The organism is Mucilaginibacter sp. PPCGB 2223 (assembly GCF_001705515.1).
Lineage (GTDB): Bacteria > Bacteroidota > Bacteroidia > Sphingobacteriales > Sphingobacteriaceae > Mucilaginibacter.
Genome location: NZ_MDJS01000001.1, coordinates 1,664,958 through 1,689,037 on the forward strand (window position 1 = coordinate 1,664,958; position 24,080 = coordinate 1,689,037).

General features: G+C 44.2%; 24 protein-coding genes and 1 tRNA gene. 9 read left to right on the plus strand and 16 right to left on the minus strand.

Features of this window, described 5'->3' with window-relative positions:
• Window positions 1-9: 9 nt before the first annotated feature.
• Genes BEL04_RS07155 through BEL04_RS07170 form a run of 4 tightly spaced genes read right to left on the minus strand, consistent with a single transcriptional unit; the run spans window position 10 to window position 5,742 of the window.
• Entirely contained in the window at window positions 10-1,116 is a 1,107-nt protein-coding gene (locus BEL04_RS07155) for an acyltransferase (RefSeq protein WP_066001749.1), read from the minus strand.
• 36 nt (window positions 1,117-1,152) lie between these two features.
• A complete protein-coding gene (locus BEL04_RS07160) occupies window positions 1,153-2,445 on the minus strand; it encodes a nucleotide sugar dehydrogenase (protein WP_066001751.1) in 1,293 nt (430 codons plus the stop codon).
• A gap of 5 nt (window positions 2,446-2,450) precedes the next feature.
• Entirely contained in the window at window positions 2,451-3,491 is a 1,041-nt protein-coding gene (locus tag BEL04_RS07165) for a hypothetical protein (RefSeq protein WP_066001753.1), read from the minus strand.
• A 1-nt stretch (window position 3,492) separates the two neighbouring features.
• Entirely contained in the window at window positions 3,493-5,742 is a 2,250-nt protein-coding gene (locus tag BEL04_RS07170; protein WP_066001755.1) for an SLBB domain-containing protein, read from the minus strand.
• Window positions 5,743-5,997: 255 nt separating this feature from the next.
• Here BEL04_RS07170 and BEL04_RS07175 point away from each other — a divergent pair, with 255 nt between their 5' ends.
• Window positions 5,998-7,008, plus strand: a complete 1,011-nt coding sequence (locus BEL04_RS07175) for a glycosyltransferase family A protein (RefSeq protein ID WP_139112941.1) — start codon at window positions 5,998-6,000, stop codon at window positions 7,006-7,008.
• 14 nt (window positions 7,009-7,022) lie between these two features.
• On the opposite strand, the gene BEL04_RS07180 is transcribed toward BEL04_RS07175, so the two are convergent.
• From BEL04_RS07180 to BEL04_RS07205, 6 genes are all read right to left on the minus strand, one after another.
• On the minus strand, window positions 7,023-9,479 hold the full coding sequence (locus BEL04_RS07180) for a TonB-dependent receptor (RefSeq protein WP_066001759.1): 2,457 nt from the start codon (window positions 9,477-9,479) through the stop codon (window positions 7,023-7,025).
• A gap of 38 nt (window positions 9,480-9,517) precedes the next feature.
• Window positions 9,518-10,339, minus strand: a complete 822-nt coding sequence (locus BEL04_RS07185) for a DUF4097 family beta strand repeat-containing protein (protein ID WP_066001761.1) — start codon at window positions 10,337-10,339, stop codon at window positions 9,518-9,520.
• A 4-nt stretch (window positions 10,340-10,343) separates the two neighbouring features.
• Complete coding sequence (locus tag BEL04_RS07190) at window positions 10,344-11,204, minus strand: hypothetical protein (protein ID WP_066001763.1); 861 nt, start codon at window positions 11,202-11,204, stop codon at window positions 10,344-10,346.
• Window positions 11,205-11,215: 11 nt separating this feature from the next.
• The gene (locus BEL04_RS07195; RefSeq protein ID WP_066001766.1) at window positions 11,216-12,031 is read right to left on the minus strand and encodes a zf-HC2 domain-containing protein; all 816 of its coding nucleotides are present in this window, start codon (window positions 12,029-12,031) and stop codon (window positions 11,216-11,218) included.
• Between the two features lie 11 nt (window positions 12,032-12,042).
• Window positions 12,043-12,594, minus strand: coding sequence for an RNA polymerase sigma factor (locus tag BEL04_RS07200; RefSeq protein WP_217493604.1), 552 nt, complete (start codon window positions 12,592-12,594; stop codon window positions 12,043-12,045).
• A gap of 159 nt (window positions 12,595-12,753) precedes the next feature.
• Window positions 12,754-13,782 carry a phytanoyl-CoA dioxygenase family protein gene (locus BEL04_RS07205; RefSeq protein WP_066001768.1) on the minus strand — a complete coding sequence of 343 codons (1,029 nt, stop codon included), beginning with the start codon at window positions 13,780-13,782 and terminating at the stop codon, window positions 12,754-12,756.
• Between the two features lie 125 nt (window positions 13,783-13,907).
• Between BEL04_RS07205 and BEL04_RS07210 the strand changes: the two genes are divergently transcribed.
• The 8 genes from BEL04_RS07210 to BEL04_RS07245 all read left to right on the plus strand — a co-directional run bounded on the left by BEL04_RS07210 (window position 13,908) and on the right by BEL04_RS07245 (window position 19,810).
• Window positions 13,908-14,603, plus strand: coding sequence for an aspartyl/asparaginyl beta-hydroxylase domain-containing protein (locus tag BEL04_RS07210; protein WP_066001770.1), 696 nt, complete (start codon window positions 13,908-13,910; stop codon window positions 14,601-14,603).
• A 16-nt stretch (window positions 14,604-14,619) separates the two neighbouring features.
• The gene (locus BEL04_RS07215; protein WP_175404013.1) at window positions 14,620-15,570 is read left to right on the plus strand and encodes a sulfotransferase family protein; all 951 of its coding nucleotides are present in this window, start codon (window positions 14,620-14,622) and stop codon (window positions 15,568-15,570) included.
• A gap of 99 nt (window positions 15,571-15,669) precedes the next feature.
• A complete protein-coding gene (locus BEL04_RS24190; RefSeq protein WP_175404014.1) occupies window positions 15,670-16,590 on the plus strand; it encodes a hypothetical protein in 921 nt (306 codons plus the stop codon).
• A 14-nt stretch (window positions 16,591-16,604) separates the two neighbouring features.
• The gene (locus BEL04_RS07225; protein ID WP_066001774.1) at window positions 16,605-17,120 is read left to right on the plus strand and encodes a hypothetical protein; all 516 of its coding nucleotides are present in this window, start codon (window positions 16,605-16,607) and stop codon (window positions 17,118-17,120) included.
• A gap of 121 nt (window positions 17,121-17,241) precedes the next feature.
• Window positions 17,242-18,339, plus strand: a complete 1,098-nt coding sequence (gene ychF / locus BEL04_RS07230; protein WP_066001776.1) for a redox-regulated ATPase YchF — start codon at window positions 17,242-17,244, stop codon at window positions 18,337-18,339.
• A gap of 70 nt (window positions 18,340-18,409) precedes the next feature.
• Window positions 18,410-18,481 (plus strand) — tRNA-Arg (locus BEL04_RS07235).
• Window positions 18,482-18,656: 175 nt separating this feature from the next.
• The gene (locus tag BEL04_RS07240) at window positions 18,657-19,073 is read left to right on the plus strand and encodes an SRPBCC domain-containing protein (protein ID WP_066001777.1); all 417 of its coding nucleotides are present in this window, start codon (window positions 18,657-18,659) and stop codon (window positions 19,071-19,073) included.
• Window positions 19,070-19,810 carry a Type 1 glutamine amidotransferase-like domain-containing protein gene (locus BEL04_RS07245; protein WP_066001779.1) on the plus strand — a complete coding sequence of 247 codons (741 nt, stop codon included), beginning with the start codon at window positions 19,070-19,072 and terminating at the stop codon, window positions 19,808-19,810. The genes BEL04_RS07240 and BEL04_RS07245 overlap by 4 nt, the downstream gene beginning before the upstream one ends.
• A 111-nt stretch (window positions 19,811-19,921) precedes the next feature.
• Here the strand turns inward: BEL04_RS07245 and BEL04_RS07250 are convergent, their stop codons facing one another.
• The 6 genes from BEL04_RS07250 to BEL04_RS07275 form a co-directional block, all read right to left on the minus strand.
• Window positions 19,922-20,806: a hypothetical protein gene (locus tag BEL04_RS07250; RefSeq protein WP_066001781.1), complete on the minus strand. Its 885-nt coding sequence runs from the start codon at window positions 20,804-20,806 to the stop codon at window positions 19,922-19,924.
• A 94-nt stretch (window positions 20,807-20,900) separates the two neighbouring features.
• Window positions 20,901-21,251: a nuclear transport factor 2 family protein gene (locus tag BEL04_RS07255; RefSeq protein WP_066001783.1), complete on the minus strand. Its 351-nt coding sequence runs from the start codon at window positions 21,249-21,251 to the stop codon at window positions 20,901-20,903.
• Between the two features lie 36 nt (window positions 21,252-21,287).
• Window positions 21,288-21,734, minus strand: coding sequence for a carboxymuconolactone decarboxylase family protein (locus tag BEL04_RS07260; RefSeq protein ID WP_066001784.1), 447 nt, complete (start codon window positions 21,732-21,734; stop codon window positions 21,288-21,290).
• Between the two features lie 73 nt (window positions 21,735-21,807).
• Window positions 21,808-22,380 carry a Crp/Fnr family transcriptional regulator gene (locus BEL04_RS07265; protein ID WP_066001786.1) on the minus strand — a complete coding sequence of 191 codons (573 nt, stop codon included), beginning with the start codon at window positions 22,378-22,380 and terminating at the stop codon, window positions 21,808-21,810.
• A 4-nt stretch (window positions 22,381-22,384) separates the two neighbouring features.
• Window positions 22,385-23,536 (minus strand): hypothetical protein, encoded by a 1,152-nt coding sequence (locus tag BEL04_RS07270; RefSeq protein ID WP_066001789.1) that lies wholly within the window; start codon window positions 23,534-23,536, stop codon window positions 22,385-22,387.
• A 5-nt stretch (window positions 23,537-23,541) separates the two neighbouring features.
• Window positions 23,542-23,958, minus strand: a complete 417-nt coding sequence (locus tag BEL04_RS07275) for a DUF1003 domain-containing protein (protein ID WP_217493605.1) — start codon at window positions 23,956-23,958, stop codon at window positions 23,542-23,544.
• Between the last annotated feature and the right edge of the window lie 122 nt (window positions 23,959-24,080).

The window sequence follows — 24,080 nt, forward strand, 5'->3', positions numbered from 1 at the left end:
TTACTTATTTCAAATTGGGCTTTGGGCAGAACTTCGCACCACGGCAAATTTTTCCTTTAATTTCAAAAAATATTTTTCGAAATATGTAAAAGACAAATAAGAAATACCAATGGTGCCCACCAATACGCCTAAATAAGCCTGGCAATATTTATAAGGCTGTGATATCGGTAAGTCTGATAGGCACTTGGCTAACAAGAAAATTAGTACTGGATGTATGACATATATTCCATACGATATCTGACCAAGAAAATTAAATATAGGAGTATCCAAGTTTATAATCCTGTTTTTGACGTTGATTTGTCCTATAATTAAACATAAAGCCACAACAGATATGATCTCATCATCTATGACTGTAGCAATATGAAACCTGTTAACAGCTGCTAAAAACATAATTCCCCAGCATATCAATTGAGAAACTTTATTATCCATGATCCGTAGCAGCAGTAGGTTATCTTGTTTATACAAAAGAGAACCCAAGGCTCCAATAATCAAGCATTGAAACCTTGCATAATGAAGTATTCTATCAGCAAGTGAGTTTTGGTAAGCAAAATGCACCAATAGTTTTACAACGAGCAAAACTATTATTAAAGCTATACAAATTTTAATTAACGAATTTATTTTTTTGTTTAGCCAAGGCCAGAATATATAAAATTGTTCTTCGATACCCAAAGACCAATAGTGATACAGCAAAGGCAAAGATAACCCTAAGGCGAACGGAAGATTTGCAGCATAAAAAATATACAGTAATAATGCCGTGAAATTTATGCCTAATCCCCAGTAATTTATAACAAGTATGCTTATAAACAGATACAAATAGTAAAGGGGCCAGATTCGCAATATTCTTCTAAGGTAGAATTTCTTAATATCAATTTCTTGTTTCTGTTTTTCGGCCTGTAGCAGGTAGGTAATTAAAAAACCGCTTAATGCAAAAAAAATACTTACACCATAACTACCTAAGAATGCACCCAGTGGGTAGCCATTCTCTAATTTAACCAGATAAGATGAGTTCAAATTAAATGCTTTTGCATTTAACGAAACATGGAATATCACCACAGCAATAGCAGATATGGCACGTAAACCGTTTAGCCCTGGAAAATAAATAGTTTCAGTTTTCATTATTATAAAGCCGTCGTTTGTTGACGGCTATCATCGTTATAAGCGGCCATCAACCATCTCAGTATCTAAAACACCCTTAACATCATAAAGCACTCCGGGTTGTTTCAACATAGATTTCAAATTAAGTTTAATGAGTTCGGCATGACTTACGGCCAGAATAATAGCATCGTAAGTTTTATCAGCGGGTAATTTGTCCACACAATCTATCCCATACTCCTGTTTTACTTGTGCGCAACTCGCCCATGGATCAAATACTGTTATGTTGGCTTTGTACGATTTAAGTTCCCTGATCACATCCACCACTTTGGTATTGCGAACATCCGGGCAGTTTTCCTTAAAGGTAATACCCAGCACCAAAATGTCCGAATGCCAAACGTTGATCTGTTTTTTGAGCATCAGTTTAACTACCTTATCGGCAATGTAAGTGCCCATGCTATCGTTGATGCGCCTGCCCGATAAAATAATTTCAGGATAATATCCTACAGATATAGCTTTTTGTGCCAGGTAATACGGGTCGACACCGATACAATGTCCACCAACCAGGCCTGGTTTGAATGATAAAAAATTCCATTTGGTCGAAGCGGCTTCCAACACCTGGTTGGTATCGATGCCAAGCAATGTGAATATTTTTGAAAGCTCGTTTACAAAGGCGATGTTGATATCGCGTTGTGCATTTTCAATAACCTTGGCTGCTTCGGCCACTTTTATCGAAGGGGCCAGGTGTGTACCCGCCGGGATTATGGACGAGTACAGATCATCAATCAATTGCGCCGATTGTTTAGTTGAACCCGATGTTACTTTTTTTATATTAGGCAATGTCCGGGTTTTATCGCCCGGGTTTATCCTTTCGGGCGAATAACCACAGAAAAAATCGGCATTAAACACCAGGCCAGAGTTTTTCTCCAAAATGGGAATGCAGGCTTCTTCGGTACAACCCGGGTAAACTGTTGATTCGTAAATAACAATGTCGTCTTTTTTTAACGCCTGGGCAACTGTTTCGGTTGCTTTTAGCAAAGGGGTAAGATCGGGGTTGTTATACCGGTCGACCGGTGTTGGCACTGTAACAATAAATACATTGCAGTTGTGTAAAGAGCTTTTATCAGTGGTAAAAAATACACCTTGGGCCGAATCTTCCTTTCGTGCTACATTTCTTAACTCTTCCGCGTCTGTTTCGAGTGTATGGTCGTTGCCTGCCGATAACTCCTCGATTCTTTGGGTATTGATGTCAAAACCTGTAACCGGATATTTTTTACCGAACTCAACGGCCAGCGGTAAGCCTACGTAACCTAATCCAATTATCCCTATATGGGGTGTAAAATCTCCGGTCATTTTAATTATTTAAGTAATGATAGAATGCTTTTATGAAAGCGTAACACAATAAGCAGGATTATAACCAATATAAATGCAATCCCGGCAGTAAAAACAGTGTATCTTAATTTATTGACTCCCGCCGCATAGAGCGGTAGTTCGGGTTCGTCGATAATACGGTATAGCGGTGTTTCCTTTTGCAGGTTCATTTTAGCCACTTCAAGGTTACGCATAACTTCGGTATATGCTCCTGCCAGTGCATTTGCTTTAGCTATGTTAAATTGCAGGCCCGAACGCTGTACCGTTACCGATGGATTGAGATTATAGGTTCTGTCGTTCATAGATGCTGTGGCACTGTAGTTTTTGCTCAAAACCGTGGCAAGGCTGTCGGCTTCCTGTTTGAGCAATCTTACGCTGGTAGCCGAAACCCTGGTTTTGGTATCAATAAAATATTGAGAAGTTTGATCAAGCATTTCCTTAGCCACAAAATAGGCAGTTTTGGCATCTGCTGAAGTTGCTGTGATATTGTAAAATATTAACTTTTTATCTTTTTTGAATACCAGGAACGAACTCGCCACTGAGCTGATAACAGATCTGTATAAACCGGTTTGCGCTTGTGTATAGGTATCGGGATTGGTACCAAACGGGCCAAGTTTTTTATAACGTGCATTAAATTGCTTTTGTGCAATATAATTTAGCAATGTTTGATGGGTTTGCCGGTCTATCTCTGACTGAAGGCCGGCCCCGATCAGTTTACGCGATTTGAACAATTCGATAATATTGTCACCCGAAAAAATGTTATCGGGCCCGGTGGTCAGGCCATCAACACCCAATTGCGCTGCCAAACCAGCTAATGCCCCACTTCGGCCGGTTTGATCGGTTGATAGCACAAACGTAAAAGTAGCACTGTAAGTAGGTACTACTTTCGACATCTTATAATATCCATACCCCCCACCGGCAACTATGGCCAGGAGGATAAAGTACCATTTTTTAAAGAGGTAAAACCCCACCCGGAATATCCGTACCCGCCAAAGCCTTATAACATTCTTATTGAATAATTCGGCCATCTTACTTTTTTATGGTTGAAATGGTAACTACAACTAAAGATATCAGCGAAATTAATGTACCCAGGGTGCTTACTGTAGAGCCTACGTCGACACCCTTTTTCTCCATTTTTTTAGGCACTACTATCTCCGATCCTTCTTCTACTTTTGGATATGACCGGAATATACCGAAAACACCATTTTTTGTCCGTTTAATGTGCCCATTGGCATATAATACATAAATTTTTGAGCGGCGGGCATTATCGGTTGTCCCTCCGGCCTGTGATAAATAATACTGTATGCTTTTGCCTTCAACAAACCCGGTTTTAGTCGATATCAAAACTTCGCCGCTTAATTTTACCAGTGGGTCAAACTTCGAAACTTGTATTTCGTCATGGTCCTCCAGTATATAATCCTGTAATGAACCCGGATTGCTTAAAACTGTCTTAACTTCTATCGGGATTCTAAAATTAGTCCGGGTTATGTCTTCCAGAACCTTGACACTTGTATCTTTAATACTGCTTTGTATAAGTTTAGCGGCTTGTTTTTGCGAATCATTTACCTCGGGCGTACTTCTGATGAGAAATACGCCATTAGGATTAGCTAAAGCAGTTAAACCGCCGGCCCGTTTAATCAGGTCGCTTACCCTTTCTTTTTTCGACCCGATAGTATACGCGCCCGGATAATTTACTTCACCGCTAACGTTTACAGTCCTTTGCTCTGTATAGCCCGGATTTTTACGAACAGTAACTATATCAAAGGGTCTCAGAATAAATTTATCGTTTTCGATGTTAAGCGCTTTTTCGATGTTAACATCATAAACAGTCGCTATCGAATCGGCATCGCGGTTTGTGCGTTCGTTAATAATGCGCCGGCCTATTTCGACATGATATGATGATGCTGCGTCGGTAAAACCGCCTGCCAGAAAAAACAGATCCCGCAATGAGAGGTTTTCCTGATATGGGAATGAGCCTGGTTTTCTTACCTCTCCGGTTATATTTACCGTATATATACTTTTAAATTCGTTGATTGTAGCGATGTTAATAACATCCCTTTTAATAAGCTGCATATCATCAGCACCTCCTTTCATCACACTGGCTACATTAAATGTAAAATTTTCCATTGTGCCGTCAGGATGTGTCCGGGTTAAAGTCGCTCTATCGGTAAAAACGTTCTCCCGTAAACCGCCTGCGTGCTTAATCAATGCACTGATGGTTAAACCGGGCGTCAGTTCGAATTCGCCGGGCCTGTATACTGCTCCTTTAATACTTACCGCATTTTCAACGGTATTTAATATTTCTTCGACATCAAACTCATCACCATCTGTTGGTACATATGTGGATATTCCCTGCTTAAATACAGTCCTGATTTTTCTTTCTGTATCAGTGTTTTGCTTTACCTTGATACTTGCTTTATAAGCTTTATCGGTATAGCCTCCGGCAAAAAACAACAAATCGTCGAGGGTTTCGCCGTCCTTTAGTTCAAAAATCCCGGGCCTTTTTACAGCTCCGTTTACGGTTACCCGTTTTTTGTAAACCGGGAAATTGATCACGTCGTTTTCGCGCAGGGATACGTTGCCTCTTTGATCGCCACGTGTTAAAAACTGGTAAATATCAATATGCTGAATAACTTTGTTGTTCCTGATGAGTTCGATATTACGATAGGTATTAATGGCGCCGGGCCCACCGCACAAGTAGAGTGAATTAAACAGGCTTGATAAAGACGAAATTGTAAAATTACCCGATTTGGCAGCCCCTACGGCTGTGATATGAATACTGCGTATCTTACTTAATGTTACAGAGAGCTTTGACGAACCCACTCTTAACGAGGGGTACGCTGTTTGCGACATTTTATCGCGGATACGTGCAATTGCATCTTCGATAGTAAGGCCATTTACGTTAACGGCGCCTACCTGTGGTATAAAAACAGAGCCTTCGGGCTGTACCGGGGTCTTAATATTCATTTCCTGATAGCCCGACACATTGATCGTTAATTCGTCATCCGGACCGAGTATATAATTTGGCGGAATGCCGATACGCAGGTTTGGCTCAAAGGATAAAGACTCATTTGTAAAAAAAGATGCGCCAAATACCTCCGAAGTAGGCAACTTAGCAACAGTTTGATAGTCGTTTTTTACGGGTGTCCTGTTTACTGGAGCAATAACCGTTGGTTCAACATCCACTTTATTAGGATTGGGTATCCCAGTGTTTCCGTTTCCTTTCCCAAGTTTTGAGGTATCGACCGGTAGCTGCCTGCCTATAGCCTGCGCAAACACTGCAGATTGATCAAGAAAAACGAAAAGAAGTAGAAATAGGAGAAATCGTTTGCTGATACACATTTTATTATGGCCTGGCGGAAATCCTTGGTTGGGGTAATAACAGTTTTTAAAAAGATTATGGGTTTTGATTGCAATAATACAAATTAATTAATAGTTACCATACTGTAATGTACAGTAATATTTACATCAAAACATAATCCATTGTTTATCATAAACCCCTTGATAAAACAAATTGTATATGCAGCGGGCAACATGTTATATTCGCATCTGTTAAAACCCGAACGTTACCCGTACAGTATGGATGTAACCCAGCCTGCAATTTTATCGGTCATTATTCCAACCAAAAATCGTCCGTATCTATTAGTACGCGCGTTACAGTCTGTAGTTAAGCAAACCTACAGGCATTTTGAGGTTTGTGTGGTAGATAACAACACTGATGAACAGAACAGCCTCCAGGTAAAACAAACCGTGGCGGAGTTTGAGCTACAGTACGCCGACATTAATTGGATCTATATCCACAGCAATAAAAAATTCGCTTCGGGGGCACGTAACGATGGCATGGCGGCAACCATAGGTAACCTGATCTTTTTTTTAGATGACGACGACGAACTGCTGGCTGACAGCCTGAGCATACGCGTAGACGAAATGCTGGCCGACCCCGAACTGGCGTTATTGTATTGTGCAGGATACTCAAAGATATACCCCTACCCTTTTAAAATGTACAGGTATTACCATTACAACAAAAAGCTGCATACCGAAAAACTGATGATGATGTCGTGCTCATCGATAGCGATAAACCGCAGCATATTTAAAGAGAACGACCTGTATTTTGATGAGGCGCAAAGCCGCATGGACGATTATGACCTGTGCAGGAGAGTTATTGAACTCGATCTGAAAGTAAAATCAATACCCGGCCCGCTGGTCATGATCAACCTGCATCCCGATACGCGGATATCATCGCACAAGCTGGTTGATTATACCTTTAAAGATGTTTTGATCGAACGCTGGGGCGAATCGGCGGCGGATACTGTTTATCATTACGCCGAAGGCGTATATATATGGCGCTTGTGCTTTGGCACTGCCGATCAGCCTTACAAAGAAATAATTGCCGGCCTGCGCCGCGATTTTAACCGGGAGCCTACGCCATCCTTTAAATTTAAATACGCGCTGGCTTATTTTAGCCCCAAACTATTTCTGGCACTTTATCACATAGGCGTTGCCATATCCCAGACGCGTAAAAACAGGCTGGCCAGAAAATTATAGGATAACTTTCCCCATTAATTCCCTACTCTGCCTGCTTCGGTATTGGCAGCGCCCGTATCGCGTTTTTTACGGTTATCTTTATTTGATCCGAAGTTATAGCTAAAACCAAGCGTAACCGAGCGGTTAGCATTATCGTTATGATAGGTTATAGCCGCGCCCGGGACATTGGTGATCGTGCCTGCCGAAAAGTTTGCCTTGAATACATCCCGTGCACTTAGCTTTATCGCACCCTTATTTTTTAACACCTTCTTTTGGATACCGGCATTGGTTTGTTCGCGGAAACGATGGGTAAATTGTGCATCGCGTGTTGGTGTAACATAAAAAGTGCCCAGCTCGGCGCTCCAGCCATTACCTAAATTAAACTGATTGGTCCAGTTAAAGTAATAATAGGTACTGCTGCTATTGAGGTTCAGGTTATCAATCTGCCCGTTATACCAATTGTGCATCAGCTCGGTGTAAAAATTAAAGCTCCACCATTTTGCCGGATTAAGGGCAATGTTTGCGGTAATCCCCCAATGGTCGCGGCGGCCCAGGTTACCTGAGGTTGCCGCAAAAATACCGCCTGCTATGGTCTTATCCACTTCTACCTGGTAATCGACAATAGGATTGTACTCTGCCGTTAAGGTAAGCATGCTTTTGTATGAGTATGTCAACTCGTAGTACGTTGAGTATTGGGGCCTCAGGAAAGGATTACCGCTAAACTGGCTGTATTTATCCAATATAGTTACAAAGGGGTTCAGATCCTGGTAGTACGGGCGGTCGATACGCCTGCCGTAACTAAATTTCAAGGCGTTTTTTCCTGCTGTATCCAATTTGTATAAAATGTATGCTGTAGGGAATAAACTGGTGTACTGCTGAGTAAATAACGAGTCGGGACTTTGCGCATTCCCTAATTGATGCCCGTTTACATGGGTATTTTCGGCACGCAAACCCGCCTGTATTGATAGCCGCTTAAAATCCTGGTTAAAGCTGATATAGGCGGCATTAATGCTTTCTTTATATAAAAAGCGGTTGGTGTTGTTGTTATCTACAGTACTGATGCTATTGATCACATTGAAATAATTGGCTGCATTATCTGTATTTACATAACTGGTTTTTAAGCCCGCCGATAGCTTAGCCTTATTTTTTAACGGACGCTCATAATCGGTTTTGGCAGCATATATGTCAATATCAGCGGGTAAATTATCCAGTATATCCTGTGTCGTGGCCATGATGCCGCCCGCGTTGTAAGTATTGTTAAAAAACGACTGATCCCGTCTGTTACTATATCTCAGATAATCCAGGTCGAAGGTTAAAACCTGGCCCAAACTATCAAACTGATGGCTGTAATTAAGATTAATACCGCCGTTATAGTTTTTGCTCTGGGTGTTGTTATTGGATGTAATGGTCGAATCAAGCTTTCCTTCCCTGTCTTTTAACACGCTGTTTACCGGGTTGTAATTATGCCCGGTGGACATTGCGCCCGTCAATACAAAGCCAAGTGTAGTTTTGGGCGACAGGTAATAGTCCATCCCCAGTTTAACATTCGGGTTGTAGTTGGTAGGGTTAAAAAAAGCTGTTTCGGTATATGACGAAGTCACATTGCCGAGCCCATCCAGATAAGTGCGGCCAACATCGAGCCTCCGGTAACCATTTTGCACACCGTACCCGGCATTGACAAAAAAGTTTACCTTGTTCACGTGATAGTTGAGGTTAACGCTTTCCAGTGTGCGCCAATATTTAGCCATACCCACACTTGCTGCGATACCACCGTTAAATCCCTTGGCTTTTGATTTTTTAAGTTTGATATTGATCACACCTGCGTTACCCGAAGCATCATATTTAGCCGGCGGATTGGGCATCAGCTCTATCTGGTTCAGCTGTGATGCAGGCAGCGACTTAAGGTAGTTGGCCAGATCCTGACCAGATAAATAAGTCGGTTTATCGTCAATCAGCACCATTACACCCGTGCGCCCCTTGAAAGTTATATTGCCGTTATCGTCAACGGTAACCCCGGGTGCTTTCTCTAAAGCTTCAAGAGCGTTTTCGCCCACACTGGATATAGAAGAGCTTACGTTAACCACCGTACGATCAATCTTTTGCTCAACAAATGGTTTCTGACCAGCGATTTCGACCTCTTTAAGTTGCCTGCTCGTTGATACAAGTACAATAGCGGGCAAGCTGATTGTTTGCTGCTTATCGATAAGCAACGAGTCGCCTTTATAATTCTGATAGCCTACTGCGCTAATTAAAACGCGGTATTTACCATTTTGCAGCCCTTCAACCACAAAGGAGCCATCGGGATTGGTAAGTGCTGTTTTCACCATTGCCAGTGTTTTAAAATCGGCCACTGTTATCGTAGCGGCATCTACCGGTTTTTTATCCTGATTGGAAACCTTACCCTCAATTTTGCCCGAGCCACCTTGGGCCCGGGCAAAATTAAAGGCAGAGCACAGCCCTGTGGCTATCAAAGCCATTATAAATGTTTTCATAAGGTAAGTTGCTATTCGGTTATATTCAGAGGTATCCGTTACTTAACCTTTCGGAGATAAATACTGCCGTTCATGGTTTTCATCAGTATTTCGGGGCCACCACCTGCTATTTTGCCATAAACCCAATCGTCTATCTTCAGGTTATACATGCCATCTTTGGCGGTGCGGGTAATTTCGGGCTTGCGGGCATCGTTAACCACATCAAAATCGGTATAGATGTTGCCATGATCGGTTTTAAGCTTGATATTAGCCTTCAGGTTTGCCGGGAAAGTTATATCAACACTACCGTTCAAAGTGGTAAACGCCATGGCAGCTTTAGGGTCGATGCTTTTAAAAGCAACGTTTACGGGCCCATTGGTAGTGTTTGCTACCACCGACCCTGATATGCCGCTCATTTTAATACCGCCATTGGTGTTACTTAACTCCATATCTCCGCTCACATTGTTCACTGTTAAATTTCCTCCGTTAACTGTGCTCAGCTTTAAGGTAGCACCGTTTTGAGGCACTTTGATAAGCAGGTTAACACGGTGCGGGATATCGGCACCTACGGTAACCGTATTATTCTTTTCTTCGGCGTGGATATCGGCTGAAGCGCCCGGATCTAATCGTTTCATGCCGTTTACTTCACGGTCCTGGTGGCGGCGTTCTTCGCTCTTAACTTCAATAATTACGTCCTTACCTTCGTAACCGGTTACCGTTATTGAGCCCTGCACCAGGTCGACGTTGAGTTTATAAGGTTTCCCCGGTTCGCTTAAAGCTACTGTTAATTGCTCGCTTTTATCTTGTGCCCGCAACTGTGTGCCAAGCAGCATTGCTGTAGCGAGTATCCCTGCAAATTTTATTGATCTTATCGTTTTCATCTTCTTATTGTTGTTTTTTAATATAAATATTTCCGTTGAGTGTTTCAAATTTAAAAAGCTTACCACCCGCACCAATCTTTACTTCCGAATCTTTATTCAACCTGTAAGTGGTGCCGTTTTTACCTTTGCCTTCGGTTTTGGTAACCTTGCCCGGCAATACCTCCACATCATCAAAATCGGTATAGAATTGTCCGTTCATGCTTTTGAAGCCAATGTTGGCCGCCAAGGTGGCCGGGTAGGTAACTTTGATAGCCCCGTTGATGGTATAGTACGACGAATCATCGTTAGGCGCAACCAGGTAGTTAACCGTTACCGGGCCGTTAACCGTGTGCGCATAAGTGGCGCCTTTGGCGTTCTGTATCTCAATACCGCCGTTCACGTTATTGATATGCAGCGAGCCGTAAACATCCTTAACCAGTATATTGCCGCTGTTTATTGTTGATATACGCAAACTTAAGGCATAGGGCACCTTGATCGTAAAGTTTAGTTTGTATTTGTATTCGATACGCCTGTGGTTGTTTTCCCAATCGCCGTAATGGGTATGCGGACGCGAGTCGAAAGGTGCGGCAATATAAGCCATCACGGTATCTGCTTTCTCGTCAAAGGCCAATTTAAATTCCTTTTTTCCTTCCGCTAAAGTAGCTTCGTCATCGGCCGAGATGGTTTGATCGATCTCCATGATCACTTTATTGCCCGAGTAGCCTTCGACATTAATAGATCCAAACACGTTATAAACAGCTACCACGCCTTTGGTTAAGGTAAATTCTTTGCTGATGTGCTCCTTGGCTTCATGCTGAGCTTTGGCTATGGTTTGGACAAGGCACAGCCCCAGTCCCATAAAAATGGGAAGTAATGATTTTTTCATAATCGTTGGTTTTAAATGAGTTGTGTAATGGTTTGTTGGATTTTATCCCTTACCCCGCTATCGAGATTTTTCTGTTTAAGCAATTCTTTAAATGATTTTACGGAAGCCTTTTCCTGCAATTTCAGCATCACATCGGCTATAGCCGATTGCATTAACGGCGATTCCTGTGTGACGATCGACCTGATCAGCCCTTCGCGCACTTCGGGATGGCTGGCAAGATGAGTTAATGCATCCAGCGTGCTAAGGCGCACATTTACGTTAGGATCGTTGTTTAGTGTAGCCAGCAAGGCATCGATCACCTCCTTATCCGCATGTTTCATCTCGCTCGTATAACTAACCCCCCGGATACGTTCGGATGCAGAAGGGTTTTCCATCAGGGCCAGCGCCATGGTTTGTTTTAGCTCGTGTACCTGCGTAGTGAGCGCGGCCAATTGCTTATCCTGGTCGCTTATGCGAGCGGGTCGTATAAACCAATAGCCAACAGCCAGGCACAACAACATCACTACAACACTGTATGATAAAGGCCAACGCGGTTGCAGTTGCCATAAACGCCCGAACTGCTCACGTACCCTCGCCAGTAAGCCTGCATTTTGCTGCGATTCTTTATAGGTTTCGAGCATAGCGTTGAACTTAACTTTTAAATGCGCCGATGGTTCGGGCGTTTCAATTTCGCCCATCATATCCCACAGTTTCCACATATCGGCAAGTTCCTGCCTGCAATCGGCACAACCGGCCAGGTGCATTTCTACGCTTTGTTTATCCGCATCCGAAAGCTGGTTGTTCACCAGATCTGTAAATTTATCCTGAAATTGCCCGCAATCTTTCATCTCTCTCAAAATTATTGTTCTACTCTTTTGTAAATATCTTTTAATTCCTGCATCGCCCGGTGAACCCTAACCTTCACGGCACCTTCGCTGATGTTCAGTATCGCCCCTATCTCCTGGTATTTCATCTCCTGGAAACGGCTCATGGTTAATATCTCGCGATGGTCATCGCTTAATTTAGCCATTGCCCGGTGCAGTTCGGCTTTTGCCTGCTTCTTTTCCAGGTACTCATCGGCCAAAGTGCCGCCACCTATTTTGTCGGCTATATCTTCCACATCATATTGATACAGCTTATTTTTGTTTTTTTTAGCCATATCTTTAATCGTATTACGCGCTATCTGGTACATCCAGGCAACAAACTCGCCGTCGCCTGTAAAGGTGTAACGATATTTCAGCATTTTGTAAAATACATGCTGGGCCATATCCTCACTCGCTTCTTTATCATACGTCATGTGAAACAGGAAGCCGTAAAGCTGACGGTTGTACCGCTCAAACAGCAGGCCCATCCTGTCCAGGTCGCCGGCTTTTACCCGGAGCATAATAGCGTTATCGGTCAGCGAATTCAATGTTTCTTTTGCTTTTATATGATTGGAGACCCCGTAAAAAATAAATGGTTACAGGAAATTTACATTTTTTTTAAGTTACTTAAAACAGTAACCGCTTCCCAAATAAAAAAGGCCATCTCTTATTACAGAAACAGCCTTTTACATCTGTGCATATTGATGTTATTTCCATTCTCGGGCTATATCCAGCTTTGCCGGCGCATAATTAATATATTGTACATAACGCGGCCTGGTTGAGGTGTTAGCGCTGCTGCCATGCGGCAAGGCTTTAAGCCAGATAATAAAATCGCCGGCATTAGCTGCTATATATTTTCTGCCCAAAGCGTCCAGATCCTGCGTGCGCGGGTCAGCGCCTTCGGGCAGACCGTTTATCCAGTCGTCTATTTGATGCTGAAAGCCCGGCACCAGGCTAAACGCCCCCTGATTCTCTTCGGTATCGGCCAGGTAAAGTATGCCCTGCAAACCAAACGGGATGGGCAATTGCAGGCTCACGTCCCAGTGCAGATTGGGCCCCGGAAATTTCCAGATTTCAGTTTCGGGGGGATTAAACCCCGCCCTATCTGCCGATACCCACAAATCGGTACGTTGCCAAAGCTGCTCATAAGCCTGCCGTATTTTAACCGAGTTCCGGTTACGCTCCATTACCGGATCCTGAAAAAGCTGCACCATAATACCCTGGCGCGCCTGGTTATTGTTGTACCAGGTGGATGGATCTGCACGATCAATCCCAATATATCTGCATATCGTATCAATAGTTTTTTCGCAGTCTTCCGCCGGTACGGCATTTTTTATAATAATATATCCATGCTGTTCGAAAAAAGCAAGATCATCAGCGTTTAATACCTGTGGTATCTCGCCCTGCTCCGGGGCCTCCCCGGTAATTATCCGGTTAAACCGCTGTGTTGTTTGGGGTGTGGGGCGCCCGGCTGTTTCTACAATCCAGTTTTCAAACTGATCAAAGGAGGGTGCGATAGTGTAGATATATATCGTGGTTTGCTCAAGGCCCAGGCCAAGGGCGTACAGCAAGGTTTTATCCAGCTGGCCCTCGTCGATATAATCGTCGTTTTTTAACGCATTAATTCGTTTGAGCAGCGATTTACTCCAGAATCTTTTCAAGTGCATTATGCCAAGTTTTCCAACTTCGGTAGCCTGCGCCAGGGATAAGGGCTGCGCAATATTCTGATCATTCATCTGATTAAAAAGCTTAGGTTTTATTTGTGTTAGTGTATGGCTAATTTAAATATTAATTTTTCAGTTTTATTATTAATGCCGGTTATAATATTCTATTTTTAAAAAGCTATTAACCGTTAACCAATATGGATGATATTATCGGCTTCGCCAGATTGCCTGTAACTGTACCTTCTTTTACCGATGTACTTGACTTTTTGGATGATAACTGGCAGCCGCACTTTAATACGCGCGATTATGAAGGCCGATGGGAAGTATTACCCCTGCGCACTCCCGGCGGCAGGGATACCATTATTCCCGAACCCATTAATGGCGAAGACGGTTTCGCGGACACCCCATATATGCAAAAAACGCCATCGGTTAAAAGCTTGCTGGATAACCTGCCATGCCGTGTAAACTCGGTAAGGTTGCTCAACCTCAAAGCAGGGGCCATTATTAAAGAACACCGCGATGTGGAGCTTTCGTTCGAAAACGGCTATGCGCGCCTGCACTTTCCGGTGCAGACTAACCCTCAGGTAGAATTTTATGTGAGCAACCAGCGGGTGATCATGGTGCCGGGCGAGTGCTGGTATATCAATGCCAACATGCCACACCGGGTAAACAATATGGGTGGTACAGACCGCATACATTTGGTGATGGATTGTGAAGTGAACGACTGGCTGAAGGATGTTTTTGAGTCATCCGAGAAAACTACTTTTAAACAAAAACTCGACCCTGTTCAAACCAGTCAGATGATCAAGGCACTCCGGGAAATGCAGACCGAATTTTCGAACCGCATGGCCGATGAACTGGAACTAAAACTATCGGCGCAGACCGATGCATAACCCTACTTTTTGCCCTATGCAAGGCTGGATACCTTACAAAATAACTGTAGATAATGATGGCGCACTATGCCATTGGATCGACACCTTCAGCATCCGATACCTTGAACCCTTCTTTGCGGAAACGATAAGTAAAATGAGGTCGATACCCCGTCGTCGGATATTTTGCTTACCGGTAAGCAGTCTTGAAATGATGAAAGAATGGGCGACGGTAATTGACCATGTATCGCCCACCTCATTTATTTTTCACATCTCACGCTGCGGTTCAACTTTGTTGTCGCAGCTACTCGGGCTCAACGAAGAATCTATTTCACTGTCCGAAGTGCCGATATTTGACGATATCCTGCGTTTGCGGTATAAACTTCCGGGCATTACCGAAGAATACACCGGCGAACTTTTACAGGCTGCCATGAAATTTTACGGACAAAAGCGTTTCGGAACAGAAAAAAATATGTTCATCAAAACCGATAGCTGGCATATCCATTTTTACCGGGAATTGCGCACGCTTTACCCGGATGTTCCATTCTTGTTATTATACCGTGCCCCGGCCGAAGTTTTTGAATCGCATGTCAAGCTCAGAGGGACGCAAACCGTACCCGGGCTGATAGAACCCGAAGTGTTCGGATTTGCAAATGATGGCATCCCGGATTTTCACTCTTTCCCGGCCAAGGTCATCGCAAGCTATTTGACGGCCTACATTACGGTTGCTTCCACCGACAGCTTAAGTGTATTATTAAACTACAACGAAGGAATGACGGCCATAATGGATAAAATAGCCAGGGTTACCAACATAAAGTATGATACTGCTTTACGGCAAAAGATGGAAGAGCGAACCGGTTACCATTCAAAATACCCGGGCACTGTATTCTCTGAGCAAAGGGACATGCCCCCGCCCGAATGTCTGTGGGATGCACTCGATCTTTACAACCAGGTTGAGCTGTTACGCTTTAATCAAACTCATTGTACCTAAACAGGTTATAACAAACAATAGGCCAATATTTATTTAAAACAGATGGATTACATATTGTAATTATTTTTTAATATTACATTACAAACCAAACCTACAACAATGATGAAACCCATTTTATTTACCGGCACAATTGTATTGGCCATTTTATTTACCGGTTGTACCGGTGCTCACGGCAATATCGACCTGCACAAAACGCTGGCATTGGTATTGATCATTCTGATTATCGCGCTGTTTTTTATTTTAGATGTCTATTCAAATCTGCTGCGCGACGATGTGGATTGCAATGCCATAGATGCCGAAGTTGAGGCGGCAAAACTTAACGGGCGTACCCGCTTCCGCCGTAATAATGCGCCATTTAGCCTGTCGCGTGTACAACTGGCTGTGTGGACTGTCATCATATCCTGCAGTTATATCTATTTAACTTTTTGCAACGAAGCGTGCTGCCCTAACCCGGATATTAACCAAACGGCACTGATATTGATGGGGATTGGCGCAGCTGTTACCGCAAGCGGCACCATTATCGACAAAGGCGATATACAAAACAATAAACAAAGACATCAGAACCATATATCACAAGGCTTTTTTACCGATATTCTTTCGGATGCAAATGGCATCAGTATCCCCCGTTTCCAGAACGTGGTGTGGACGGGGATCGCCATGGTGGTTTACTTAACCAAAGTTTTTATGGTAAAACACGGTTGCTCAACAAGTGCATGCCCTGGCCTGCCCGAGTTAGATTCGACCCTGCTTGCTCTAACCGGGATTAGCAATGCTACTTACCTGGCCATGAAAACACAGGAGAACACCACGCCGCCGGCAACACCAACCATCCCGCCGGCTAACAACCCTGCGCCTGTGGCTCCAACAACACCTGCAACCCCGGTTACACCACCGGTTGTACCTGCTGCTCCGGTTATACCACCGGTTGTACCTGCTGCACCTTTGCCCGATCCGGCAGCGGCAGTACCTAATGTTACTATACCTCCGGTTAATCCGCCCGATACACCGGCAACTAATTAATTGTATATTTATAAATGGCTCAGGATATTACCAAAACACTCATCAATTTTATACAAAGCACAGGCATACCTGTTTATTGCGAAAACATTACCGGGCAGACCTTTCTGCCCGGTATGACCATCAGAAACGGCGCGCTGATAGTTGATCATGAAAAACTGCTATATCCCGGCGACCTGTTGCACGAGGCCGGCCATATAGCGGTAACACCTGCTGATGAACGTGATGCATTGGATGAAAGCAAAACCGGCCAGTTTGACGACGGCAACGAAATGGCAGCTATGGCATGGTCGTACGCGGCATGCAGGTATCTGAATATCGACCCGCTCATTGTGTTTCACGATCATGGTTACAGGGGCGTTAGCCGAAGCATAGCAGCAAATTTTGATGCAGGGCAATACATGGGCGCTTTTTTGTTGGATTGGCACGGTATGGCCAACTATGGCGATCATAACCCCGAAGCGGCTGTAAATCCCTATCCTACTATGAAGCATTGGTTATCGCAAAAACAAAAACTTGAAGAAGCGCCTTAGACAGGGCGCTTTTTTATTTTATCTTTGCGGCCGAATTACGGTCGATAGCCGATAGTCTATGGATCATAGTAAACACTATGGACTATTGACCATGGTCTATGGGCTACATAATAACGATAAAATGGGTTTACAATGTGGTATAGTAGGTTTGCCGAATGTGGGTAAATCAACACTTTTTAATTGCTTATCAAATGCCAGGGCACAGGCCGCAAACTTTCCGTTCTGTACCATTGAGCCGAACGTTGGGGTTATCACCGTTCCCGACGAACGCATTACCAAATTAGCCGAGTTGGTAAACCCGCAACGCGTTGTGCCAAATGTGATCGAGATTGTTGACATTGCCGGTTTGGTAAAAGGCGCCAGTAAAGGCGAAGGCTTAGGCAACCAGTTCCTGGCTAACATACGCGCCACCAATGCCATTATCCACGTTTTGCGCTGCTTTGATGATGATAACGTGATCCATGTTGACGGCTCGGTAGACCCCATCCGCGATAAAGAGATCATCGATACCGAGCTACAGTTGAAAGACCTGGAATCGATAGAGAAAAAAATATCCAAAGTTGCCAAAGGTGCGCAGATAGGTGATAAAGAACAGAAAAAAGCTTTTGATGTACTGACGGTTTATAAAAATCATCTGCTTGCAGGCAAATCGGCACGTACCGCGCCGGTAGCCGATGAAGACAAGGAATATATTGAAGATATCTGGCTGCTGACAGCAAAACCGGTGATGTACGTTTGCAATGTGGACGAGAAATCGGTAAACACCGGCAATGCTTATGTTGAACAGGTAAAAGCCGCCGTAAAAGAAGAAAATGCGCAGGTATTGATCATTTCGGCGCAGATCGAATCGGAAATAGCACAGCTCGACTCGTACGAAGAGCGCCAGATGTTTTTGGACGACCTTGGCTTACAGCAATCGGGCGTGGCCCAGCTGATCAAGGCAGCATATAAGCTGCTTAACCTGGCTACTTATTTCACCGCCGGCGTACAGGAAGTACGTGCCTGGACCATCACCCAAGGCTTCACCGCACCACAAGCTGCCGGCGTTATCCATACAGATTTTGAGAAAGGCTTTATCCGAGCCGAGGTGATCAAATATGATGACTTTGTAAAATACGGATCGGAAAACGCCTGCAAGGAAGCCGGTAAATTAAGCGTTGAAGGCAAAACATATGTGGTTGCCGATGGCGATATTATGCATTTTAGATTTAACGTGTAACCCCCTTGCCCCCTAAGGAGGGAATTGATATATTTGTATTTCTCAAGCCCCCTTTAGGGGTTTGGGGCTTGCTTCCGTAGTTCAATGGATAGAATTATGGTTTCCGGTACCATCGATATGAGTTCGAATCTCGTCGGAAGCACTTTATGAGACTGCATCAGTTTCGGGTAAGGATCGCTCTAAAAATAGCGATCCTTTTTTATTGATACCCAACAACCACCCGACAAGGACTTAACATCCTGTGTTTGTCGTGATCCGCCCCTTAAAAGTCTCGAATACCCCTCACGGCCATTCAATTGGCCGTCTATCTTTGAAGCATGCAAACAGATTACATGCCTATCACGCTAAGCGTTGAAGTTAACGCCTCAATCGATTTGGTTTGGAAACTATGGAACACACCTGAAGATATCAGGCACTGGAATAATGTGTCCGATAAATGGCATACACCGTCGGCACAGAACGATCTGCGCCCTGGCGGCAGGCTCTCCCTGGTTATGGGTTTGAAAGATGGTAGTTTCAGTTTTGATTTTGAGGCGGTGTATGATGAGGTGCGGATGCACGAATTCATCAGTTACACACTGACCGAGGGGCGGCGATCCGAAATTCAGTTTACGGGAACTAACCCGGTTACTATAACCGAAACTTTCGAGCCTAATGATCATGACCCGCTGGAAATGCAGCGTGATTTTTGCCAGGCGGTATTAAATTCATTTAAAAAATATGCTGAAGCATGAAACTACTGCTTACTTCCTCTGGTATCAGCAATGTCAGTATTCATCATGCGCTGGTCGAATTGCTGGGCAAACCTGTTGCCGAAGCTAATGCACTTTTTATTCCAACGGCGATCTATCCTTTTGCGCAGGGCTCATTTTACGCTGGAAATGCCCTTTGGGGTGAGCGGGCCAAACTGGTCAACCTGGGCTGGAAGTCGATCGGTCTGCTGGAACTGACCGCGCTGCCGGGTATCGACCTTGAAATTTGGGCAGCCTCGGTCGCAGCGGCGGATGTCCTGCTCGCCTGGGGCGGCGACCCTTTGTTCCTGGCTTACTGGCTGCAGAAGTCGGGCCTGATCGATCTGTTATCGTCGCTTGGGCGGGAAATGGTGTATGTGGGCGTGAGTGCGGGTAGTATGGCTGCGTCGGCCACTTTCGCCGAGACTTACCAGGGGCCGCGCGGCGGGGCCGGCGATGTGCTCGCTTCCGAAGATATTTTATTTACTGCGCCGGAAGGCGAAGTTCGCCGGACGTTGATCACTGCCCGGGGAGCCGGATGGGTCGACTTTGCGATCATTCCACACTTTGAGAACGCTGGCCACCCTGACGCCTGCGGAGTTAATGTGGAAGAATGGGCCGCCAAACTCACTGTTCCTGTTTACGCGATCGATGACCAAACCGCTGTGAAAATAACTGACCAAAAAATTGAAGTTATTTCAGAAGGCAACTGGAAGTTGTTCGGACCATTGACAAAATAGAACATAGCTAATGGTTTATTTGCTCGCCAAGTCTCCTTTGGAATCGCTTGTGTGATGCATTTCATAAATAAAAAAGGATCGTTTTTCGGAACGATCCTTTTTTATTTGGTCTTATCTTATCTTCTTCAAAAACGGACTATTCTCCAAAAAAAGCTGAAAATTATCCGGGTTACATATAATATCGTTATGCTCGTGCAGGCTATGGATAAACAGTATCCGTTCGTTTTTAACCATTTGTGGCGTCAGATCAATCTCTTCTGTTTCAGTATAAGGCAAATGCTCCTGTGCAAGTAACTTTATCATGTTGTGACTTTCATCCACCGTACCTCCATGATCCGTATAAATCTGGCTGAACCGGTGTGCAGTATCAGCCTTTAACCAGTTGATAAATTGAGCGGTATTGGCGTACAGGGCATCAAACAGCATCACCTGGCCGACGGGCATTTGCCCATTTTGGAGGATGTGGGCTATCACCCGGTAAGCGCCGCTGTGGCCCCCTAACAGTATGTGCCCCGGTTGGCAATCCTTGCCGATGAGCTTTTGCGCTTTCATTCCGTTTAATACATCCGCAACTAAAGCCTTGAATACACCCTCGTTTTCCAGTTTACCGCCGTAGCCGTCCGGGGCGTCGCGGGCTGTTTCGGGTAAAATTAAAACAGCGTTTTCGTGTGAAGCAATAAACTGCCGGGTGAGCTGGTAAAACGATGCCGCGCTGTCTACATGATTGCGCCAGCCGTGGAACCAAAACACAAGGTCGACCGTTTTTTTGGCATCCAGTTTTTTGGGTGCAATGATCAGCACCGTACTATCGTGATAATGTTCGGCTTCGGTATACAAAACCTTGGCATAAATATGCCCCTTTGCCCTGCCTGTATCCGGGAAGGCTGTATGCGACGATGTGATATGGAAAATTACAGCACCCGGCTCCTGGGCAAAAGATGACCTGATACCGATGATAAATAAAGCGGTGAAGATTAAAGCAAAGCGAATTGTCATAGGATGTGTTTAGTTTTTCCCCATCCAAAATAAACATAAAACTATAGATTATTGCATAGTAATTTTGTATCGCTTTTTACCTATCGCCGAATCCCTATTTCAATAACGGGCGCGGATCGAAAACTACTTTAAACCAGGCTATCTTTTCGGCTGTAACTTTGTACCACCCGCAGCAAAACAGGGTAGCCCCGCCCATATTGATATCGTAAAACAGGCAAACATCATCGCCGTCTGCAAACGATCTTTTGATATCATATTTGAATTTCATTTTCTGCATATCGGCCATATAGTTGTCGGCGCCATCGCGGCTGCCCATTACGCCTTCAAACTTCATATCATCCGCCATGAAACGGCGGGCGGCTTTAAAATCTTCTTTGTTCAAAGCTTCAATAAACGAGAGCACTGCAACTTTCGCAGCGCTCTCGGGATTGGTTTGTGCTGTCATATCTGCTTAACATCATAAACCGGGTTATCGTTTAATTCATTTTGCCTGTACCGATGGTTGCAGGGCTGTGGCAATGCCAATCCGGTTCCAGGAGTTGATGTTGATGATGGCCATGATGATTTTCGAGAGGTAAGCCCTGTCAAACAAGGCGGCAGCCGCATTATAGGTTTCATCGGATACGTGGCCGGTTATAAGGGTTACCTCTTCGGTCAATGCCAGTATCGCGCGCTCCTTGTCGTCAAAAAACGGCGTATCGCGCCAGGCGTTCAGTGCATAAATGCGTTGTTCGGTTTCGCCTGCTTTGCGCGCATCGTGGGTATGCATGTCGATACAAAAAGCGCAGCCGTTAATTTGTGATGCCCGTATTTTGATCAGATCGTTGTGTTTGGGATCTATCAAAGATGTTTCTACATAATGGTTAAAAGCCAGCATCGCTTTGTATGCTTCTGGTTCGGCCTGGTTAATTTTAATTCGTGTGCTCATGGTTTTATTGTTTTGTTAAAACAAAGTTGAGCATTAAGTATCCTCAAAAAAATGAACCGGGTTTAAGAAAACACTAATCTTTTTTGGCCCTCAGCCTGCTTAAAAATTGCGGTGTAAAGCCCAGGTACGATGCCAGCATGTATTGCGGCACGCGCTGTATAAACCCGGGGAACAGTTTAACAAAATGGCGGTAACGCTCTTCGTCGCTTTGATTAAAGATAAAGCCTATTCGGCGCTGCGAAGCAACAAAGGCTTTCTGCATCATGATATAGAAGTATGTTTGCAATTTAGGTACCTGCTCAAACAGTTCGGTTTGATGCATGGCAGGTAAAAAAAACAATTCACAGGGTTCGATAGCCTGTATATAACATTGTGAAGGTTGTTTGTTAAGCAAGCTATCATAATCGGCTATCCACCAGCTTTCGATAGCAAACTGGGTAATCTGCTCATTCAGCTTATCGTTTACAAAATATAAGCGCAGGCAGCCCTTCACTACAAAGTAATTCCCCGGGCATACCTTGCCCGGCTGCAACAAAAACTCTTTCTTTTTTAAAGTTTTAGATTGAATTTTAGCTTGAAGCAGTTGCTCTTCATCCACTGTTAACGTTACAAAGCGCCTGATATGTTCGGATAGCTGCGTGTACATTATTTTATTGCGAAACCGTGTACCAGGGAATACTTAAAAAGCCTTTATGTAAGTACACAGAAACACTTTCGCCGATAGACTTTTGATTGTATAAAGTGCGCGAAACCGAAACGGTACGTACCTTGAGTTGTTGCCCCCAGCCACTTATCTGTAAATTATAACTGGTGCTTTTGCCGTGCCTTACGTACTTATCTAACACTGTAGCGCTGTACTGCTGCACTTCCGACCTATCGAACACATCGTTAACCGAAGCTACTGCGCCGGCGCCGTACATAGCACCGAATATGAGTAAAATAATAATCTTGCCCTTGATATCTGTATTGTTGCTTGCATGATCTGCAAAATAAAATAACAGCATAAACGCCAGCAATACAATAGTTGCAAACAACACAAAGTTGTCGTATTGTAGGATATTACCCCGGCTCAGGCCTACGGCCATCAACATTATTGCCGGGAACTCGATACCGATAATGATGTGATAATAGGGACTTGCTTTTTTTGTGATGATCCGGATAAGGCCGTTGCTGGTGGCTATAACCAATGCCCCGAGCAAAGGATAGATCAGGGCCACCAAAATAAAGGGCGCATCGCCACCTGATGTTGCTAAACTGATAAAGCCCAGCGCCCCTATTATACCACCACCGATAGAATAGCCTATCGCTATATATTTTGCACGGTCCAATTTAGCTTTTCTGTCTTCTACGGTATAGCCTAAACTGATATCGTTTAAGACGGCATTTAACTCCGTCGCGCCTTCATCGGCATTCAGATCGGTAAAATTAGCCAGTAGCCAATCTTTTAACTCGCTGCCATCGGCATAGTCGCCGCAACTGCCTATGCTTATTTTTTTACCCGACAATGATTCGATAACCACAGTTTTTTGATTGAAACGAACTCCTTTAATATCGGCTATCTGTAATTCGATAGTTTTAAAAATATTGGTGTTGGTTAGCGTAGTATCCGTAATAACAATACGCCTTTGTGCCACCGATGTGAAAATGAACACACCGATCGGCACCAGAAATATAGCCATGATCCAGGCAACATCCTCGCCCCGGCTTTGAACTATACCGAACACGGCTCCGCCGATCATCAAAAGGGCAAAAAAACCACAAAATACTTTAAGCCATACCGATACTGTAAACTCCCTGTTCATTGGTCTTATTTTTTGTTCATTTCTTCCAGCATTGTCAAAATCCTGTCCAGCTTCTCGGTTTCGATGGCATTTAGGCGAAGCTGCAACTCTTCGATCTCTTTTTTGGCTTCGATATTAGTCCTGAAATCTTCATTGGCCTGTATGCGGTCGCGCTCGCTCTGGCGGTTCTGAGCCATCATGATGATAGGTGCCGCATAAGCCGCCTGGGTAGAGAACACCAGGTTAAGTAACACAAATGGGTACACGTCCCAATGGCTCATGAATGCTACAACGTTAAGCACCATCCATAGGGCAACTATAATTGTTTGAATAATGATAAAACGCCAAGAGCCCATGCCGTTAGCCACCGAATCGGCAAGGCGCTGGCCGAAATCCAGTGATTCTTTATCGATCTGGTGCCAGGTTTTTTTAATATCCATCATTGTTAAGGTTTAAATTTATGTGGTGGTAATATAAGTATTTTATCATTTAATATCTTAAGGGTTGATGCATGTCGCACGAAGGTGATTTACACTTATCTGCTTATTTTACCCGGTGATACTTT